This is a genomic window from Deinococcus detaillensis, assembly GCF_007280555.1.
GTDB lineage: Bacteria > Deinococcota > Deinococci > Deinococcales > Deinococcaceae > Deinococcus > Deinococcus detaillensis.
This window is the reverse complement of sequence record NZ_VKDB01000004.1, coordinates 105,329-122,969: the sequence shown is the minus strand read 5'-3', so window position 1 is coordinate 122,969 and position 17,641 is coordinate 105,329. Positions and strand designations below refer to the sequence as shown.

The 17,641-nt window shown below is 60.5% G+C and carries 17 protein-coding genes and 1 tRNA gene; 11 read left to right on the top strand and 7 right to left on the bottom strand.

Features of this window, described 5'->3' with window-relative positions:
* The first annotated feature begins 252 nt into the window (after nucleotides 1-252).
* Both FNU79_RS06150 and FNU79_RS06145 read left to right on the top strand, forming a co-directional pair.
* Complete coding sequence (locus FNU79_RS06150; protein ID WP_225429914.1) at nucleotides 253-1,239, top strand: carbon-nitrogen hydrolase family protein; 987 nt, start codon at nucleotides 253-255, stop codon at nucleotides 1,237-1,239.
* Nucleotides 1,240-1,243: 4 nt separating this feature from the next.
* Nucleotides 1,244-1,777: a DinB family protein gene (locus tag FNU79_RS06145; protein WP_143720001.1), complete on the top strand. Its 534-nt coding sequence runs from the start codon at nucleotides 1,244-1,246 to the stop codon at nucleotides 1,775-1,777.
* Here the strand turns inward: FNU79_RS06145 and FNU79_RS06140 are convergent.
* Both FNU79_RS06140 and FNU79_RS06135 read right to left on the bottom strand, forming a co-directional pair.
* Nucleotides 1,770-1,976: a hypothetical protein gene (locus tag FNU79_RS06140; protein ID WP_143720000.1), complete on the bottom strand. Its 207-nt coding sequence runs from the start codon at nucleotides 1,974-1,976 to the stop codon at nucleotides 1,770-1,772. The genes FNU79_RS06145 and FNU79_RS06140 overlap by 8 nt on opposite strands.
* A gap of 101 nt (nucleotides 1,977-2,077) precedes the next feature.
* Entirely contained in the window at nucleotides 2,078-3,481 is a 1,404-nt protein-coding gene (locus FNU79_RS06135) for a tetratricopeptide repeat protein (RefSeq protein ID WP_143719999.1), read from the bottom strand.
* 280 nt (nucleotides 3,482-3,761) lie between these two features.
* On the opposite strand from FNU79_RS06135, the gene ftsH reads away from it, so the two are divergent.
* The 5 genes from ftsH to FNU79_RS06110 all read left to right on the top strand — a co-directional run bounded on the left by ftsH (nucleotide 3,762) and on the right by FNU79_RS06110 (nucleotide 8,777).
* Nucleotides 3,762-5,630: an ATP-dependent zinc metalloprotease FtsH gene (gene ftsH / locus FNU79_RS06130; RefSeq protein WP_143719998.1), complete on the top strand. Its 1,869-nt coding sequence runs from the start codon at nucleotides 3,762-3,764 to the stop codon at nucleotides 5,628-5,630.
* Nucleotides 5,631-5,782: 152 nt separating this feature from the next.
* The gene (gene minD / locus FNU79_RS06125; protein ID WP_143719997.1) at nucleotides 5,783-6,583 is read left to right on the top strand and encodes a septum site-determining protein MinD; all 801 of its coding nucleotides are present in this window, start codon (nucleotides 5,783-5,785) and stop codon (nucleotides 6,581-6,583) included.
* 1 nt (nucleotide 6,584) lies between these two features.
* Complete coding sequence (gene minE / locus FNU79_RS06120) at nucleotides 6,585-6,836, top strand: cell division topological specificity factor MinE (RefSeq protein ID WP_225429913.1); 252 nt, start codon at nucleotides 6,585-6,587, stop codon at nucleotides 6,834-6,836.
* A 170-nt stretch (nucleotides 6,837-7,006) separates the two neighbouring features.
* Complete coding sequence (locus FNU79_RS06115; protein WP_143719996.1) at nucleotides 7,007-7,768, top strand: DUF429 domain-containing protein; 762 nt, start codon at nucleotides 7,007-7,009, stop codon at nucleotides 7,766-7,768.
* A 61-nt stretch (nucleotides 7,769-7,829) separates the two neighbouring features.
* Nucleotides 7,830-8,777 carry an aldo/keto reductase family protein gene (locus FNU79_RS06110; RefSeq protein WP_143719995.1) on the top strand — a complete coding sequence of 316 codons (948 nt, stop codon included), beginning with the start codon at nucleotides 7,830-7,832 and terminating at the stop codon, nucleotides 8,775-8,777.
* On the opposite strand, the gene FNU79_RS06105 is transcribed toward FNU79_RS06110, so the two are convergent.
* Complete coding sequence (locus tag FNU79_RS06105) at nucleotides 8,774-9,058, bottom strand: YciI family protein (RefSeq protein WP_143719994.1); 285 nt, start codon at nucleotides 9,056-9,058, stop codon at nucleotides 8,774-8,776. The genes FNU79_RS06110 and FNU79_RS06105 overlap by 4 nt on opposite strands.
* A gap of 63 nt (nucleotides 9,059-9,121) precedes the next feature.
* Here FNU79_RS06105 and FNU79_RS06100 point away from each other — a divergent pair, with 63 nt between their 5' ends.
* The 4 genes from FNU79_RS06100 (at nucleotide 9,122) to FNU79_RS06085 (ending at nucleotide 12,047) form a co-directional block, all read left to right on the top strand.
* A complete protein-coding gene (locus FNU79_RS06100) occupies nucleotides 9,122-9,547 on the top strand; it encodes a DUF3995 domain-containing protein (protein WP_143719993.1) in 426 nt (141 codons plus the stop codon).
* Between the two features lie 27 nt (nucleotides 9,548-9,574).
* Nucleotides 9,575-10,096, top strand: coding sequence for a TetR/AcrR family transcriptional regulator (locus FNU79_RS06095; RefSeq protein WP_143719992.1), 522 nt, complete (start codon nucleotides 9,575-9,577; stop codon nucleotides 10,094-10,096).
* 110 nt (nucleotides 10,097-10,206) lie between these two features.
* Nucleotides 10,207-11,166, top strand: a complete 960-nt coding sequence (locus FNU79_RS06090) for an ABC transporter ATP-binding protein (protein ID WP_143719991.1) — start codon at nucleotides 10,207-10,209, stop codon at nucleotides 11,164-11,166.
* An 8-nt stretch (nucleotides 11,167-11,174) separates the two neighbouring features.
* Nucleotides 11,175-12,047 carry an ABC transporter permease gene (locus FNU79_RS06085; protein ID WP_185974623.1) on the top strand — a complete coding sequence of 291 codons (873 nt, stop codon included), beginning with the start codon at nucleotides 11,175-11,177 and terminating at the stop codon, nucleotides 12,045-12,047.
* 622 nt (nucleotides 12,048-12,669) lie between these two features.
* On the opposite strand, the gene speA is transcribed toward FNU79_RS06085, so the two are convergent.
* From speA to FNU79_RS06065, 4 genes are all read right to left on the bottom strand, one after another.
* Nucleotides 12,670-14,580 carry a biosynthetic arginine decarboxylase gene (gene speA, locus FNU79_RS06080; protein WP_143719990.1) on the bottom strand — a complete coding sequence of 637 codons (1,911 nt, stop codon included), beginning with the start codon at nucleotides 14,578-14,580 and terminating at the stop codon, nucleotides 12,670-12,672.
* Nucleotides 14,581-14,838: 258 nt separating this feature from the next.
* Nucleotides 14,839-14,914: transfer RNA gene (locus FNU79_RS06075), tRNA-Asp, on the bottom strand.
* 130 nt (nucleotides 14,915-15,044) lie between these two features.
* Complete coding sequence (locus FNU79_RS06070; RefSeq protein WP_143719989.1) at nucleotides 15,045-16,535, bottom strand: amidohydrolase; 1,491 nt, start codon at nucleotides 16,533-16,535, stop codon at nucleotides 15,045-15,047.
* Between the two features lie 51 nt (nucleotides 16,536-16,586).
* The gene (locus tag FNU79_RS06065) at nucleotides 16,587-17,591 is read right to left on the bottom strand and encodes a GNAT family N-acetyltransferase (protein WP_143719988.1); all 1,005 of its coding nucleotides are present in this window, start codon (nucleotides 17,589-17,591) and stop codon (nucleotides 16,587-16,589) included.
* Between the last annotated feature and the right edge of the window lie 50 nt (nucleotides 17,592-17,641).

The following is a 17,641-nucleotide window of genomic DNA, read 5'->3' as shown; positions in this document are numbered from 1 at the left end:
TCGACTGTGGAAATCGCCTGCCTACGTGGTCAGGATCCTGTTGACATGCTGATGTCACTGCGCTGTTGATCCAAGACACTCCGCTCATCAGATACGATTTATTTAGGCCTCAGCAAGTGCCCAAGCGCTCGGCTGAGGTTTTTCGATGGGTGTGCTTATCGTTAGCGCTCAAGAAAAGCGATCTGCTGGGCGGGCGAGTTAAGGCTTCGTTTCATTTCTCACGCCAAGCCGCCGTCCGCTAAAATGGAGCCAATGACTTTCCCAAACCTTCTCCAATCGCCCGATCAACTCACCGTCGGCTTGGTGCAAATGGCTCCCGTCTGGCTTGACCGCGAAGCCACGTTGCGAAAGGTGGAAGGCTTCATTACTGAGGCGGCTTTGAGCGGCTGTCAGTTGGTGGTGTTCGGAGAAGCGCTGGTGCCGGGTTATCCATTTTGGGTGGAACTTACAGGCGGCGCGAAGTTCAACGATCCGGCTCAGAAGCAGATGTATGCCCATTACCTGAGTCAAGGTGTGGTGGTAGAACGCGGCGACCTCGCCGGGGTGTGCCAGTTGGCCGCTCAGCACCGAATCGCCGTGTATCTGGGCGTCATGGAGCGTGCGCCCGATAGGGGAGGCCACAGCCTGTATTGCTCGCTAGTTTACATCAATGAGCGCGGCGAGGTCTCTTCGGTTCACCGCAAAACCCAGCCGACGTATGAAGAACGCTTAGTGTGGGCAGCGGGCGACGGTCACGGCCTGCGGGTGCATCCGCTGGGAGCCTTTCAAGTGGGCGGTCTCAACTGCTACGAAAATTGGGTGCCGCTGCTGCGAACCGCGCTTTACGCTCAGGGGTCTGATCTGCACGTGGCGGTCTGGCCCGGCGGAATGCACAACACGCCCGACATCACCCGCTTTATTGCCTTAGAGAGCCGCTCGTATGTGGTGTCGGTCAGCGGCTTGCTGCGCCCCGAAGACATTCCAGCGGGTACGCCGTTTCGGGAAGAACTGCTGGCCACACAGCGTCCCTTCTTCGGCAATGGCGGCAGCGCCGTCGCTGCGCCGGACGGCTCTTGGCTGCTGGAGCCGGTGGCTGAGCGAGAAGGCTTGTTCGTGGTGACTCTTGATCATACCCACGTGCGCGAGGAGCGCCAGAATTTTGATGTGGCCGGACATTATGGCCGCCCCGATATCACCCACTTGCGGGTCAACCGCGTCCGTCAGGCCACCGTCCAGTTTGACGAAGACCCCATACACTAAAGGTATGACTCTGCCCCCTCAGCCTGACGCTTCCCGTTATCCGGTTGGCCCTTTGCCCCAGCTTCCTGATTTGGAGCGCGTGCCCGCCAGCTTGGAGCGTTTCGCCGCCTCGCTGGAGAGCAGTGTGGCCCAGTGGCGCGGCCTCGTCGGCGCACGCAACGCCACTGACCTGGCCCGCACTTACCGCGAAGACAGCTGGAATGTCCGCCAGCTTGCCCACCACGTGGCTGAAGCGCACCTGCACGGCCTGAGCCGCTTGAAGTCGGGCCTGACCCAAGAAAATTACGTGATCGTCCCCTTTGACCAAAACGCCGCGCTGACGCTGCCGGACGCCGATCTACCAGTCAGCGCGGCGCTGGAACTGCTGGAAGCGGTCAATCTGCGCTGGGTTGCCCTCTTGCGCGGTGTGTCGAGCACCGAGTTTGCCCGCTCAATTGTGCATCCTCAAGAAGGGCTGCAAGATTTATGGCAACTCGTGAATAAACACGACTGGCATCTGCGGCACCACTTGGCACAGGCGCGGCTGGCCCTCACTTAATGGGTATTTGATTTGGCATTGGATAGCGCCCCTGCTGTTTATAGGCTTGGGCCTGCGCGTACTGTCCCGCTTTTCGGCCAAGCCGCCCTTCACGGCCAAACAACAGCGAAAGGCAGGGCTTCAACATTTCAGAAACTGGGTGTTTTTCATCGGCGGCGTGTTCTTGCTGGCTTTGCAGTTTTTTGAGTTGCTGTCTCACGCTCATCACTGAGAATCGCTTTTGGGGTGTGGAGTATGGGAACGGCGCTGGGCACACGATGAGCGTTCTGAGCTTGCCTCTACTCACCACACCCCACTTTCCTAGTTCAGGGTGCGCCCTTTCCCCGCACTCATCAACGCCTCCGCCTTAGCCAAGTGGTCTTGCAAGGTGCCGTGCCAATCGTCGCTGACCTCGGTGTGCTCCAAGGCCTGCTGAGCGTGGGCGTAGGCCGCCGCCGGATCGGGGAAGCCTTGCTGGGCCATCACGTCGGCGGCCATCTGGTGCCCCAAAATCCAGTCGCGGCTGGCTGGAGCGGCCTCGCGGGTCACGCGCTGGTAGTGCTCCAAGGCGTCGTCGAGGTGGTAATAATCCAGCGCCACGCTGCCCAGCACCAAGCTCGCCGGAATGGTCGCGCCCTGCGCCAAGGCCTGCTCGGCTTCCTGCTGGGCAGCGCTGAGGCGGCCAAGGCGGTAATCGCACTCGGCCACGTCGGCCAGCACCTCGGCCAGAAAGGGGTAGTCCGGCACGCTCAGCACCTGTTCCAGCTTTTCGCGGGCGTCCACCGGGCGGTCTAAATCCAGCAGGGCCACGCCGAGTTCGTGCAGGGCATACGGCTTTTCGTCGTCCTCGGCCAGTGTGAAGGCCTGCTCAAACAGCGGCAGGGCTTCTTCGGGCTGGCCGTGACTGGTCAGAATTTGCCCCCACACCAGCGCCACGCCGTAACTGGGTGTGCTCTGCTGCGCTTCGAGTTCGGCGGCTTTCTGAATGCTGCTCAGCGCGTCGTCGAGGTCGCCGGCCTGCATCTCGACTTGGGCCTGCAAGTAATGCCAACTGGCAAGGTGCAAGTTTTCTTCTTCCGGCAGCGGCGTGCGGTAAAGCGGCCGGGCCTGCGAGAGCGCCGCGCCTGCTTCGGCGTTGAGACCCTGCTGGAGCAGCAGCGCGGCCTGCTCTTGCCACATCACTGCTTTGTTGATGCCGAGGGCCAAGTGCGCCGCCTCGCCGTAAAGCGCGGTGGCGTCGTCGGTGTGGCCGAGTTGCTCCTCGGCGTCGGCTTGCCAGCTCCTGAGCCGCCAGCGTAGGTGAATGGGCAATTCGGGCGCGGGCGGCGAGACTTCAAGCGCTTCTTCAGGCCGCTCCATCAAACTCAGGGCGCAGGCCGCGTGAAAACGGGGCAGGGCGTCGAGCGCGTGCCGGGCTTCCACCTTGGGCGGCTGGGCGTCGGGGCCGCGCGTGCGGGCGTCGAGTTCGGCGCTCAGGGCCAGATACAGCGGGTCTTCGCGCAGGGCGGGCGCGAGGGTGCGGGCTTCCGAGAGGCCGCGCCGCATGTCCTCGCTGCCGGAGTCGCCGTATAAGCTGCTCAGGCTCACCAAATACAGCGCCACCCGGGCGCGTTCGGGACGGGCCGCCTCGGCGTAGGCCGCTTCGAGAATCTGGTAGGCCGCGTCGTAGTCGTCTTGTGACAGGGCTTCGCAGGCTTGCTGCCAAGTGAAGGCGGGATCAATCATTGCCCTCAGCATAGAGGCTTGGCGGGCCAGGCGTGCAGAAACGAATGTTCAGTGCTCCGGCGAGGTTCGTTCCGGCTGCAAATCCAAAGCATGTGAGGTTTTTTCGGCGCAGCTAAAGAAGGGCTGAGCGCCAAGCGGGACATGTCGTACACACCCTTACCTTGAGTCTGATACACTCAGATTCACTGGGTGTCTCTCTCGTAGATGCTGCAAACATTTCACCCAAATTTCGTCGTCCCACACACCCCTTTCCTGTTTTGCCTTTTCTGGAGGAAGTCCCTTGAAGCGTTTGAATCCGTGGCTGATTTTATTGTTCGTTGTGGCCCTGTATCTGATGTTCACCAACGCCCCGATCGGTGGGCGTTCCACCGTTGATTACAGCACCTTTAAGACCCTGTTGAGTCAGGGCCAAGTCGCCCAAGTCGTTTCGACAGGCGACGTGGCCAACGTGACCCTCAAAACCGAAATGCCGGTGGCGGTCAATGCCGGCAACACCACCCAGAACAAGCCCCTCAAAGAATTCCAAGTCCGCTTGCCCAACAGCTCGGCAACCCCCGACAGCAACCTGACGGCCCAGCTTCAGCAGCAGGGCGTGAGCTACAGCTACGCCGCGCCGAGCCAGTGGTTGAGCTTGCTGGCGACGTTCCTGCCGATCTTGCTGCTATTCGGCATGATGTATTTCTTCTTCATGCGTGCTCAGGGTGGCCAAAACGGCGTGATGCAGTTTGGGCAGTCCAAGGCCAAGCGCTACGGCAAAGAAAACAAGGTCAGCACCAAGTTCACTGACGTGGCTGGGCACGAAGAAGCCAAGCGTGAGCTAATCGAAGTGGTCGACTTCCTCAAGAACCCCGCCAAGTACCACCAGATCGGCGCAGAAATCCCCAAAGGCGTGCTGTTGGTCGGCCCTCCCGGAACCGGCAAAACCCTGATGGCCCGCGCTGTGTCCGGCGAAGCCGATGTACCGTTTTTCTCGGTGAGCGCCTCCGAGTTCATGGAAATGTTCGTCGGCGTCGGCGCGAGCCGCGTGCGGACGCTGTTCGAGGACGCCCGCAAGAGTGCGCCCGCCATCATCTTCATCGACGAAATCGACTCGATTGGCCGCAAGCGCGGTGCAGGTATCGGCGGCGGCCACGATGAGCGCGAGCAGACCCTCAACCAGATTCTCTCCGAGATGGACGGCTTCGAGAAGAACGCCTCGGTGATCGTGCTGGCCGCCACCAACCGCCCTGACGTCCTCGACTCGGCCTTGCTGCGTCCGGGCCGCTTTGACCGCCAAGTCACCATCGATCTGCCTAACCTCAAAGAGCGCGAGGCGATCCTCAAAGTCCATATGCGCAACAAGCCCCTCACCAGCGGCGTGGACGTGCAAGAAATTGCCAAGAGCACCCCGTACTTCTCGGGCGCAGACCTCAAGAACGTGGTCAACGAAGCCGCTTTGGAGGCCGCCCGCATCGCCAAAACCCAGATCGACATGAGCGACTTTTACCGGGCGCTCGACAAGATCACACTGGGCTTGGAGAACTCCTCCCTCACCATCAGCGACGCCGAGAAAAAGGCGATTGCTTACCACGAAGCGGGCCACGCCGTGACCGCCGCCGTCATTCCCGGCAGCGACAAGCTCCAGAAAGTCAGCATCATTCCGCGTGGACGCGCACTCGGCGCAGCGTTTTATCTGCCGGAAGAGCAGGTGCTGATGAGCAAGGAGCGACTCGAAAACCAACTGGTCGTGGCGCTGGGTGGCCGCGCCGCCGAGGAAGTCTTTATGGGCAGCGTGACTTCGGGAGCCGCTGACGACTTCCGCAAGAGCACCAATATCGCCCGCCGGATGGTGCTGGAATGGGGCATGGGCGAGAACTTTAAGAACATGGCGCTCATCACCGATTCCGGCCCGGTGTTTCTGGGCGAGGATATGGCCAAGCCCAAGGCCTTCTCCGAGCACACCTCGCAGCTCGTTGACGAGGACATCAAGCGCATCTTGCAGGCCGCCTACGAGCGCAGCCGCCAGCTGGTTAGCGAGTACGCTCAGGCGATGCACGATGTAGCCAGCGAACTGCTCAGCAAAGAACTGATCACCGGCGACGTGGTGCGCGAAGCGGTGGCCCGCGTCAACCCCGATCTGCGTTCGCCCGTCTCGCTCGGCAAAAACTAAGCCGAACCCTCTAAAGTCCAAATAATTTAAAGCGTTGTCAAGGCCGGCTTCTCCACGTGAGGAGCCAGCCTTTTTGCTTTCCAGAGGGAACTGGGCCGTCATTTTGTTTGATTGGTTACGCGGAGGGCCCTCAGGCGTTAGACTGTGCGGCAATGAATGCTAAGGTCATCGTAGTCACAAGTGGAAAAGGTGGAGTCGGAAAAACGACCACCACTGCAAATGTCGGTGTCGGGCTGGCCAAGCTCGGCGAAAAAGTGGTTGTCATTGACGTGGACGTGGGCCTGAGAAACCTCGACGTGGTCATGGGCCTAGAGAGCCGGGTGGTCTTTGACTTGATTGACGTGATCGAGGGCAAGTGCCGCCTTCAGCAGGCCCTGATCCGCGACAAGCGGGTGGAGAATTTGTATTTGCTGCCCGCCTCGCAAACCCGTGACAAAGACTCGCTCGATCCTGAAATCTTTAAGGCTGCTGTCAAGCAACTGATTGAAGAAGAGCAGTTTGACCGGGTGATCATCGACTCGCCTGCCGGCATCGAATCCGGTTTCAAAACGGCGGCAGCTCCGGCGCAGGGCGCTTTGGTGGTCGTCAATCCTGAAGTCTCCAGCGTGCGCGACGCTGACCGCATCATCGGTCTTCTCGAAGCCCAGCAGATCACCGAGATCAACTTGGTCATCAACCGCCTGCGCCCCAAAATGGTCGCCAGCGGCAACATGCTGAGCGAAGCCGACGTCTTGGAGATTTTGGGCGTCAAGCCGATTGGCATCATTCCCGAAGACGAAGGCATTTTGGTGTCCACCAACATTGGGGAACCGGCGGTGTTGGGAACGACTCAGGCGGGCCTGGCTTTTATGGCCACTGCCCGGCGGCTGCGCGGCGAAGACCTGCCTTTCCCCAAACTGGAGGAAGACCGGGGATTCATGGCCGCGTTGCGCCGCTTATTTGGAGTGAAGTGATATGGAGTCCTTTTTTGAACGTATGGGCTTTGGCCGTAAAAAATCCAAAGAAACACTCAAGAACCGCCTAGAGTTGGTGCTGGCCTACGACCGCGCCAAAATTGCGCCGGGCAAGGTAGACGCCCTGCGTGAAGATTTGCTGGCAGTCGTCAAAAAATACTTTCCGACTGAGGGCAGCAACATTGAAGTCGAGCAGCGCGGTGACAGCATCATGCTGGTGGCCAGCATCCCGCTGGAAAAAGAACCTCGCTAAAATCGGCTGACCTTCCTCACCATCATGAGGCCGCTTCTTCGGGGGCGGCTTTTTGCTTTCGGTGGGCGGGGCGTGGCTGCCGATAAAAGCGTGGATAGCAGGCAGCCGCACTGAGAGAGACAGTACGAGCGGCTTCAGCGTTTATCAGCCGACTGGTGGAAACTCAGGGCGTGAAGTTCATCGGCCTAGATTTGGCGTGGTCAGCCCGCAACCCCAGCGGCGCGGCGGTGCTGGAGGGAAGCGAAAACGGCGCGGCGTTGACGGCTTCCGGTGTACTGGGCGACGACGCGGAGGTTCTGGCTTTTCTGGATGCCCACGCCTCCGGCCCCTGTTTGATTGCCGTCGACGCGCCGCTGAGCGTGCCCAACCTGACGGGTCAGCGCCTTGCCGAGGCGCAACTGGCCGCCGTGTTTGGCAAGTATCAAGCGGGCGCACACCCGGCCAACCGCACTTTGCTGGGCCGCTACAACGGTGGGGTGTTGCGCGGCGAGTGGCTGCGGGACGCCCTGGCCGAGCGGGGCATTCGGGATGAGCCAGCGGATGTGGCCGACCCACAGGCTCGGGTCTGTTTAGAAGTTTATCCGCACGCGGCGATGGTGGCGCTGTTCAGGTTGGAGCGTACCCTCAAGTACAAGCGCAAGAAACAGGGCCGGGAAGTGATGCTGGACGCCTGGGACGAGTATCACCGCCACCTGAGTGCCCTGACTGGGGCCAAGCCGCCGCTGACGGGCCTAGATACATTGCTGGCCGTCAGTCCAGGCGGCCTTAAAGGTGCGGCGCTCAAAAACCATGAGGACGAAGCCGACGCGGTGATGTGCGCTTACATTGCCCTCTACGCTCACCGCTTTCCAGGACGGTGCGAGGTTTTTGGCAGCGTCGCCGAGGGCTACATCCTGACGCCGACGCTCCCAGAGCGCTGGAAACTAGCCTGAGCCTTAACCTTGTCTTATTCCCTCAAACCTGCCCAGTGCTTTAAGAGTTAAAGTAGAAGATATGGAATATCGCAATTTAGGGAAAAGCGGCTTGAAAGTCTCCGAAGTGGCGTTGGGTGGTTGGGAAACCTACGGCGTCAATGTCAATGAAAACCAGATGGTGCGCGACATTGTCATGAAGGCCTACGAAGAAGGCGTCAATTATTTTGATGAAGCCGACATCTACGCCCGTGGCAAGTCTGAAGAAATGATGGGCAAGGTACTCAACGAGTTGCCGCGCCAAAACTTGGTAATCGCTTCCAAAGTCTTTTGGCCGATGAGCGATAACGTCAACGACAGGGGTCTGTCGCGCAAGCACGTCATGGAAAGCATTCGCGGCACCTTAAAGCGCCTCGGCACAGATTACCTCGACATCTACTTCGCCCACCGCTACGACCCCGAAGTGCCGATGGAAGAAATTGTGATGTCCTTTGACCAGGTGATTCGCAATGGTCAGGCCCTGTACTGGGGCACCAGCATGTGGCCCGCTGCCCGCATCGCTCAGGCCGTCGAGTTTGCCAAAGCCAACGGCCTGCACGCGCCAGTGGTGGAGCAGCCCGAGTACAGCATGATTCGCCGCGAGCGGGTAGAAGGCGAGATCTTGCCCTACACCGAGTCGGCGGGCGTGGGCTTGGTCGTCTGGAGTCCTTTGGCGATGGGTCTGCTGACCGGCAAATACGACGACGGCAAACCGGCCGGGGCACGCCTCACCGAGAAAGAGAACTGGGGCAAGTCGATCCTGACCGACGAGAACGTGCAAAAAGTCCGCGATCTCAAGCCTATCGCTGATGAGCTGGGCCTGACCCGCGCCCAACTGGCGCTGGCTTGGATTTTGCGCCAGAAGGGCGTCAGCAGCGTCATTACCGGAGCCACCAAAGTCAGCCAGATTGAAGACACCGTTAAGGCGGCGGGCGTCAACCTCAGCGAAGAAGTGGTCAGCCAGATTGAAGACATCTTGTCGCCGCGCTAATCTTCCAGAACATTGAGCCAAGGGTGAACCGTGCCGCACATCATCTGCGTGGCGATGGCCGGATCACCCTGCATGATTTGGTGGGCTTGGTCGGCTGAAGTGACGTTCAGAACGATCAGTCCACTGGCATCGTCGGGATAAGGGCCAGCCATTTTGAGCAGACCTCCCTCGTTCAAGCCCTTCATGTATGCCAGGTGTGGCCCCAGCGCCTGTCCAAAGACAGGCTTACCCTGCACCCAATTGGGCCCTGGTCGATAGATCAGCACGAAATACGGTTTCATAAGGCTCCTTTAGGCGTAGAGAGGTGGCTCGTATTCCTCTCGATACATACCATACTATACGGTATGGAAATAATCTCAATGGGTCTGCTGACATTGGTGCTGCTCTCAATCTCCTCCGTTCACGTTTACTGGGGCTTCGGCGGCGTTTGGCCCGGCAAAGACCCGCAGAGTTTGGCTCGCACGGTGGTGGGCGGCCCTGTCGGAATGTCGCCGCCGCCGGCTTGGGCCTGCTTCGGCGTGGCGCTGGCACTGGCTTTGGCGGCGGGTATGGTGCTGGCGTTTGTGGGTGTGCTGACTTTGCCACTGCCGACGGGGTGGCTGCGCTGGGGAATGGGGGCGCTGGCAGTGGTCTTTTTGCTGGGCGGAGTGGGGGGTACTTTATGGAACGGCTGCGGCCCAGTCCGGCGGGAAGTCCGTTCGTGCGGCTCAACAAACAAATCTACTCGCCGCTGTGTATTGTCTTGGGATTGCTGGCGTGGGCATTGGTGAGGAGCTAAAGAGTATGGGACCAATCGAATGAGGACAGCCAAACAAGATTGGCTGGCAGCGGGGTTTGTCTTGCTGCGGGAAGAAGGCGAGCAAGCCCTGACCATCGAGCGGCTCTGCGCGGCCATGCGGCTGACTAAGGGGGCGTTTTATCACCATTTTCAAAATGCGGAGGGCTTCCGAACGGCTCTGCTCGATGCTTGGCGGGAGCGTCACACCACCGCGCCGATTGAGCAGGCCCAACAAGCTGCCGAGGGAGCGGGGCGGCTGAGCCAGTTGGCCGCCATTATCCGCCCGCTGGATCATGCGCTGGATTTATCGGTGCGGGCGTGGTCGCTCAGAAACGCGGAAGTTAAAGCCGCCTTTGACCAAGTAGATCAAACGCGGCTGGCATACCTGACCGAGCTTCACCGCCAGATGGGCCGAGCTGAGCCAGAGCAGCGGGCGCGGCAAGACTACGCCGAATTTGTCGGGCGGCAGTGTTTGGGGTGGTTGGAGACTTGGCCCGCAGATGCTGGACTTGCAGACACTCAGTCCCACACCGGCGACTGAACCGCAAGCCAACAGACAGCCCCACTCACCTTGGGACGCTACCTTTTGGTGAGCGCTCTCATGAGCGGCAGGCACAAGGTTGTATCAAGCACCAAAAAAAGGAAGCACGCATGACTTTAGCTATTCAAACTGAGCAGCTCCGCAAAGAATATAAAGGCCGCGCCGTCGTCCAGAGCCTCGACCTCGAAGTCGGAGAGGGCGAAGTCTTCGGCTTCCTCGGCCCCAACGGCGCAGGCAAATCCACCACCGTCAAGATGCTGCTCGGCTTGGTGCGGCCTACTTCCGGCAGCATCAAAGTGCTGGGTGGCTCGCCGGATGACCCGGCCGTGCGGGCCCGCCTCGGCTTTTTGCCGGAGCAGTTCCGATTCCAAACCTGGATGACCGCCGAGGAGTTTCTGAAGTTTCACGGTCAGCTCGCGGGGCTCAAAGCTGAAGAACTCAGAACCCGCATTCCTGCCGTGCTGAAGCGGGTGGGCCTCGGGGGGCGCGGCACGGAGGCGCTCGGCGGCTACAGCAAAGGCATGCTTCAGCGGGCGGGTCTGGCCGGAGCGATTCTGGCGCGGCCCCGCTTGGTCTTCCTCGACGAACCCACCTCGGCGCTCGATCCGGTGGGCCGGGTGGAAGTCCGCGAGATCATTCAGGAGCTGCGCGGCGAAGGCGTGGCAGTGTTTCTCAACTCGCACCTGCTGAGCGAAGTGGAGCAGGTCTCAGACCGGGTGGCCTTTGTGAAAGCGGGCGTGGTGGTGAGGGCCGGAACGATGACTGAACTCTTGGGCGGAGCGCTGCCGGTGCTGGTCAAGGTGGATCATTTATCGCCTGAACTCGCCGCCGCGTTGGGCAGGCTGGGCCAACTCGAACACCAGACAGAGCAGCAAGTCAGCGTGGTGGTGAGTGGGGAAGAAGCCATTCCGGCGATTGCTCAAGCGGTCTTCGCATCGGGAGCGCAGCTCTACGCCCTGACGCCGCAGCGCCACGACCTCGAAGACCTTTTCTTGGAATTGGTCGGCCAAAACGGTGACACCGGCCAGCAAATCCAACTCGGCCACCTCAAAACGGAGAAAGTCGCGTGAGCAGCGCTGTGAGTAATGTTCTCTTGATGGCCCGGTTGTCGCTCAGCGAAGCGCTCCGCAAAAAACTGATCGTGGTTTTGCTGATTCTGACCGCCGCCTTTATCGGCTTTTACCTCTACGGCGTGCTGCGCTTGCAGCAAAACTTGGCTGAGCGGGCTGCCGATGCGGGCTTATCGGCTGGGCCGCGCCGGGGCCTCGGCGCATTGCCGGTGGTGTATTCGGGCTTGTTCGGGATGTACCTGGTGTACTTCCTCGGCTCGCTGATGGCCGTTCTCTCCACGGTGGCCTCCATCAGCGGCGACATCGAAAACGGGGTGATGCAGTCGGTGGTGGCCCGCCCTGTTACCCGCGCTCAGGTGGTGCTGGGACGCTGGCTGGGTTTCACTGGGGTTAACGTGCTGTATGTGACGCTGGTGTCGGTGGCGCTGCTCACCGGCCTGTATCTCATCACCGGCTACCTGCCGCCCGCACCAGTGGCAGCCGTCGCCCAAATTCTGCTCGGCATCGTACTGATCACCAGCTTGACGGTGCTGGGCAGCACGCTGTTTGCCACCCTCGCCAACGGCATCGCGGTGTTCGTGCTCTACGGTCTTGGCTCAGCGGGCGGCATCCTCAAGTCGATTGGAGCGCTGGCCAACTCGCCCACCATGGAAACGCTCGGCAACGCTGCCAACATCGTGATGCCCACCAACGCACTGTGGCTGGGGGCCAGTTACCACCTGCAAACAGAGGGGGCCTTGCAACTCGCCCAAGTGGCGCGGGGAGCCAATCCGCTGGCCTCCACCACGCCGATTGAGCCGAGCATACTGATCTGGGCCGCCGTTTACACCGCGCTGGCCGTCGCTCTGGCGATGTGGCGGTTTTCGCGGCGGGATTTGTGATCAGTCTGGTGGCAGCAGTTCAGGGGCGATACAGGTAACTCAGGCTGAGTAACTGGCCGTGAGGCCCAGGCCAGCGCTGAGACTGGTGGCGTTTCCAGCAACGCCTGGGTTGTACCCAGCGCTGAAGCTGAAACTGCTGCTGCTCGTGCCCGATGGAACTGAGAAAGTGTTCTCAAGCCCGCACATTTTATCATGGTTTAAGTCGCTGATAGACCAGTAGAACTTCTATGATTTTTTATTCCGAATGTGAATATTAATCACTGATGAGACAATAGATAGCAAAAGCGCAAATATAAAATGACTTGTGGTCAGAGTGCTTCCTAAAGGTACAGACCCTCCTGTGACCATAGTTTCTATCACCAGGAAAGTAACTAACGCTATGACGATATGAACAGGCATCTTGTTCAGAATTTCGCGCAGTTTCATATAAATTGTGCTTCCTCCCTTGGATAAAAATATGAAGCAACTACCGAGCGAGAAAAGGTTATGACTTAGTTGGAAGCCACGAACCGAACCGATGCTGTCAGACGCGGCAGAGAGTTGGGCCTAATAGATTGACTCGAGCATTTTGGCAGTCTCGATGAAAGGGGACGACGAGCACTGGCGTCCCCTTTTATCGTTCTCAGTCCGCCTCGTACTCCAAATAGGTGTAGCCCAGCAGCTCCTCGCCGTAGTCTTCAAGCAGCTCTGTTTCCTGCTCATCGGTCAGCAGGCCTTCCTTGATCGCTTCGTCGGCTTGATCTTCGATGCTGTCTCTGAGCATGCCTTCCTCGTAGCCCATCGACTCGATCATCCGGCGGGCTTTTTGGCCGCGCACGAACAAGTCGATGTGATACCGCCCTCCCGGACGGGCAGTGACGTGCGCTTCGCTGACTTTGCCGAACAAGTTGTGTGAGCTGCCCAGCACGTCCTGATAAGCGCCGGCCAAAAACACCCCGAGGTAATACGGTTTGCCGTTGGGTTCATGCAGCGGTAGGGTGGCTTTCACGTCGCGCAGATCGATGAACTTCTCGATCTTGCCGTCGCTGTCGCAGGTGATGTCCACCAAGGTGCCTTGCCGGGTGGGTTTTTCATCGAGGCGCGAGAGCGGCACAATCGGAAACAGCGCTTGAATGGCCCAGTTGTCCGGCAAGCTCTGGAACAAAGAAAAGTTGCAGATGTACTTGTCGGCCAGCACCTTTTGCAAGTCTTCCAGTTCGTCAGGCACGTACTTTTCACCGGCAATCAGTTTGCTGATCTTGCGCAGAACGGCGTTGAACAGCGCCTCGCCCCTGGCGCGGTCACTCAGGGTCACGTAGCCGAGGTCGAACAAATTGTGCAGCGTCTGCTTGTCGCCCACCGCGTCGTTGTACATCTCGCGGTAATTGCGGGCAGTGATGTTGTCGAGCACCTCTTCCATATCCTTGACGATCTGGTGGGTGTTCTCGCCCGCTTCGGGAATGTCTTGAAGGTCGCGGGTCGGCCCGGTCACGTCTACTACCGGCATCACCAGCACCGAGTGGTGGGCGGTCAGCGCCCGGCCCGATTCAGAGACGATGGTGGGTTCCGGCACGCTCCGCGCTTTACAGACTTCCTGCACGGTGTAGACGATGTCGGCGGCGTATTCGGCCAGCGTGTAGTTCATACTGGCATAAAAGGTGGTTTTGGAGCCGTCGTAGTCCACGCCGAGGCCGCCGCCCACGTTGAGGTACTTGAGCTGTGCGCCCGCCGCGATGAGACCCGCGTAGGTCTGGGTGGCCTCACGCACCGCCACTTTGATGCGCCGGATGTCGGTGATCTGCGAGCCGATGTGGGTGTGCAGCATCACCAACGAGTCGAGCATATTTTCTTCGCGCAACTTTTCGACCACCCGCAAAAGCTCGTAAGCGTTCAGCCCGAATTTGGCTTGGTCACCGCCGGATTCTTCCCACTGGCCGCTTCCGCGTGCGTGCAGCTTAAAGCGCACCCCAATGGCCGGTTTGACGCCCAGCGCTTTGGCCTGCTTGAGAATCCGCTCTAATTCGCTGTATTTCTCCAGCGTGATCACCACGTTTTTGCCGAGCGTGCGGCCCCACAGCGCCAGCTTGATAAAGCCGTCGTCCTTAAAGCCGTTGCAGCACAGCAGGGCGTCGGGGTTCATCTTCTGAGCGAGGCACAGTGCCAGCTCCGCTTTGCTGCCCGCTTCTAAGCCGTGCGCGTAGCTGTAACCCGCCTGTGCGATGGTCTCAACCACCAAGCGGCGCTGATTGACCTTGATCGGAAACACGCCCTGATAAGCGCCCTTGTACTTGTACTCTTCAATGGCGTTGTGAAAAGCCTCGTTGAGCTGCTTGACCCGTCCGCTGAGTACCTGCGGAAAGCGGATAATCACCGGCAGGCTCTCGCCGCGCTCCAGCACGCTCTCCACCACATCCTGAATGACCACGTGCAGGCCTGGCGAGGGGGTGACTTCCATTTGGCCGTCGTCGTTGACCCTAAACCACCCGTTGCTCCAGTTGGGTACGAGGTAGGTTTCGGCGGCGTCGGCAATCGAATATTTCGAGGTGGTTTTCAAAGTAGGGGCGTCCTCCTAGGCACAGTGGGCCAAACAGAATTGAGGCTCGCCGTGCGCGGGGTAGTGGCCGGAAGGCAGAAGGCGGCGAACTGCCCACGCTTTTCTGCTGCCGGCAACCACGCCGTGCGAAACCAGAGCGCATGATAGCGGGCAAATCGGGGCAATAGGTCAAGCGGGGTGACATTTCACGGCTGGGTGAGGGAAGAGCGGGCCACACAAAACAAGAAAAAAGCAAGGCGCGATACCTTGCTTCTTGGTTGGCGGTCCGGACGGGATTTGAACCCGCGACCTTCTGCGTGACAGGCAGATATGCTAACCGCTACACTACCAGACCAACCCATTTGGCCCAACACTGTTTTAATCCAACACTGTTGAGTTTCACCGCGCTGCGTTTTCACGGGCACGGGCGGGTTAAAGGATAGCCGCCGCATCTGGGCTTGTCAACCTCGCTGTATTTAGGGCAATCACAGCACCAGTGCCTGCGCGTTCCCGCCGAGCTTGTCCCACAGGGTAAAGGCGGCCCTCGCGCCGGGCCGGATGACGCCCTCGTCGGCCCAGTTTGCCGCCAGCGCGGGGCCGCGTGTGAAGGCCCACAGGGTTTCTTCTGGGCTCAGCGCCTCGGCTGGGGCCAGCCGGGTGCCGTCATCGCCCACCCGGGTCACGGCGGCGGCAAAGCTGGCCCGCACGTCCGGCGGAGCCACCGGCGCGTCTGAGCCGAAGGCCAGTATTGCGCCCGCCGCCGTGAGCGACTTGAAGGCGTAACTGGTCTGGAGGTGCTGCGGCAGCAAGTCGCCGATCATGGCGGCGTCGCCTTGCAGGTGAATCGGTTGGACGCTGGCGACAAGCCCCGAGAAACGCGGCAGGTCAGCGGGCCGCAGGTGCTGGGCGTGTTCGATTCTCAGGCGCAGACCCTTTTGCTGGGCCAATTCCCGCAAGTGGTCGTAAGCGTCGAGGACTTCGGTGTTGGCCCTATCGCCTATGGCGTGCGTGACCGGCACCAAACCGAGTTCCAGTGCCTCCCGCCCCAATTCACGGATCAGCTCGGGGCTGTCTAAAGCGATGCCAGTGCCGGAGCCGTCAGCAAATCCCGGCGGGTGCAGCCAAGCGGTGCGGCTGCCCAGTGCGCCGTCAGCGAAGAACTTGAGGCCGCCGAACTCAAACAAGGCGCTGTTGGCTTTTTTCAGTTCTGCCGCCTCGGCCAAGCGCTGATGTGGCAAGCAAGCCCAGATTCTCAGCGGCAACTCGCTCCGCGCCGCCAGCGTTTGCAGGGCGCGGGGCGCTTCGCCGTCCTCGTAAGCCATCGTATGAGCGCTGACGTAGCCGCGCTGGGCGAGGTCTCGCGCTCCGGCTTCGGCGGCGGCGAGCCACTGTGCCGGGCTGGGAGCCGGAATCACGTGGGCCACCAACGCGGTGGCGTTTTCCAGCAAACTGCCCAGCGGGCGCACGATTTTTCCGCCTGCCGGATCGGGGGTGTGCGCGTCTATACCGGCCAGCCGCAGCGCCAAGCTGTTGGCCCAAGCCAAGTGCAAGTCCCGCGAATACAGCAGCACCGGATGGTGCGGGCTGACCATGTCGAGCATCTCGGCGGTGGGGTAATCACTCAGGCCCAACTCGGACATCAAAAAGCCGCCGCCGCGAATCCAAGTTCCGGCGGGTGTGTTGGCGCTGCGCTGAGCGACTTTGGCCGCCACTTCCGCCACGCTGCCTGCGCCGTGCAGCGGCAGTTGCGAAAGCGAGAAGCCGTAACTCACCAGATGAATATGGGCGTCGCACAGCCCCGGTGTCAGCAGCAGGTCGCGGTGATCCAGCACCTTGGCGGCGGGGGAGAGCGCTTGCATCTCTTCTCGGCTGCCCACAGCCACCACCCGCCCTGCGCCCACCAACACGGCCTGCGCTTCAGGTTGGGCGTCGTCTTGGGTCAGGGTGCGGGCCAGAATCAGCGTGTGGGGAGACATAGAGATCAGGCTAGCGCTTGGGTGCGGGCTGAAGGATTAGAGCAGATAAAATTAGATCAGGTGAAGTTGCCACTCGGTTTGCTCGGAAAAAGGCTCGAAGCCCAGCGCCACGTTAATGCCCAGCATGGCGGCATTTTCATTGGCGTTGCTGGTGCGGATAAACTGCGCTCCGCTGCACTGCTGCAAAATTTGGTGGGTCAGGGCCGCTTTGAGCCACTTGCCCAGCCCCCGTCCCCGTTCACTGGGCCTGACGGCCGTTGCGCCCTGATCTACGGCGCTGGCCCGCTGCGGCGTCCAGTAGATTTCGCTATAACCGACCAGTTCGCCGCTTTGGGTGTCTTCAATCACTGCTGTCCAGCGCACTTCGCCCACCTCACGGATTTGCTGTTCCCACGTTCTTAGCATTTCCGGCGTGATTTTCCAGTCGTCGTAGTCCAGTTCGCCGCGTGGGGCGGTGTTCATCACCATGACCATCTGGGCCATCCGTTCTAAGTACGCTTCCGGATACGTTTGCCAGAGGTGGAGTTGGTAGGCCTCGCCCGCTGGACGACTGAGCCAAGCGTCGAGCAACTCAGTGGATACAGCCGCCAGGTTCAATTGGCTGCGGCGATCTGTAATGGCCGGCGTGGCTCCCAATTCCCCGGCGAACGGTTGCCCAGCCGGAGCGCGGTCGGTGGTAACAAACGTCAGTGTGGTGCGTCCGGCTTGCCGCGCCTGCGAGATCAGCCGCTCGGCCACCCTGCGCCCAACTCCCCGGCGGCGCATTTCTGGATGAACCAGCAATCGGGCGCGGGCCAGATGTAAGTTTTGCTCCAAGCTGTACTCCAGCATTCCCCATGCCAGCACTTGAGCGTCCTCCCGGACGACAACATGCTCCACCTTTTCGCCGGGCGTCACGAAGCTCAGGCCCGCCGCCTCTTGCTTCAGCAGCAATGGCGGGTCTTCCGGATAGGCGAACGCAAAGCACTCGGCCGTCAGTCGCGCGACGGCGAGGCGTTCGGCGGGAGTGGCCGTAGGCGGGTCAAATACGCTGGGATTTGAAAGGAGTGTGGTCATCCTTTCAGTCTGAGGCCGGGGCGTCAGCGGCGCATCGGCAAGCTGGCTTA

What these genes read in the sequence shown, in the direction of transcription:
- FNU79_RS06150 (WP_225429914.1), top strand. Translation starts at nt 253, where the DNA reads ATGACTTTCCCAAACCTTCTCCAATCGCCCGATCAACTCACCGTCGGC.
- FNU79_RS06145 (WP_143720001.1), top strand. Translation starts at nt 1,244, where the DNA reads ATGACTCTGCCCCCTCAGCCTGACGCTTCCCGTTATCCGGTTGGCCCT.
- FNU79_RS06135 (WP_143719999.1), bottom strand. Translation starts at nt 3,481, where the DNA reads ATGATTGATCCCGCCTTCACTTGGCAGCAAGCCTGCGAAGCCCTGTCA.
- minD (WP_143719997.1), top strand. Translation starts at nt 5,783, where the DNA reads ATGAATGCTAAGGTCATCGTAGTCACAAGTGGAAAAGGTGGAGTCGGA.
- minE (WP_225429913.1), top strand. Translation starts at nt 6,585, where the DNA reads ATGGAGTCCTTTTTTGAACGTATGGGCTTTGGCCGTAAAAAATCCAAA.
- FNU79_RS06110 (WP_143719995.1), top strand. Translation starts at nt 7,830, where the DNA reads ATGGAATATCGCAATTTAGGGAAAAGCGGCTTGAAAGTCTCCGAAGTG.
- FNU79_RS06105 (WP_143719994.1), bottom strand. Translation starts at nt 9,058, where the DNA reads ATGAAACCGTATTTCGTGCTGATCTATCGACCAGGGCCCAATTGGGTG.
- FNU79_RS06100 (WP_143719993.1), top strand. Translation starts at nt 9,122, where the DNA reads ATGGAAATAATCTCAATGGGTCTGCTGACATTGGTGCTGCTCTCAATC.
- FNU79_RS06095 (WP_143719992.1), top strand. Translation starts at nt 9,575, where the DNA reads ATGAGGACAGCCAAACAAGATTGGCTGGCAGCGGGGTTTGTCTTGCTG.
- FNU79_RS06090 (WP_143719991.1), top strand. Translation starts at nt 10,207, where the DNA reads ATGACTTTAGCTATTCAAACTGAGCAGCTCCGCAAAGAATATAAAGGC.
- FNU79_RS06070 (WP_143719989.1), bottom strand. Translation starts at nt 16,535, where the DNA reads ATGTCTCCCCACACGCTGATTCTGGCCCGCACCCTGACCCAAGACGAC.
- FNU79_RS06065 (WP_143719988.1), bottom strand. Translation starts at nt 17,591, where the DNA reads ATGACCACACTCCTTTCAAATCCCAGCGTATTTGACCCGCCTACGGCC.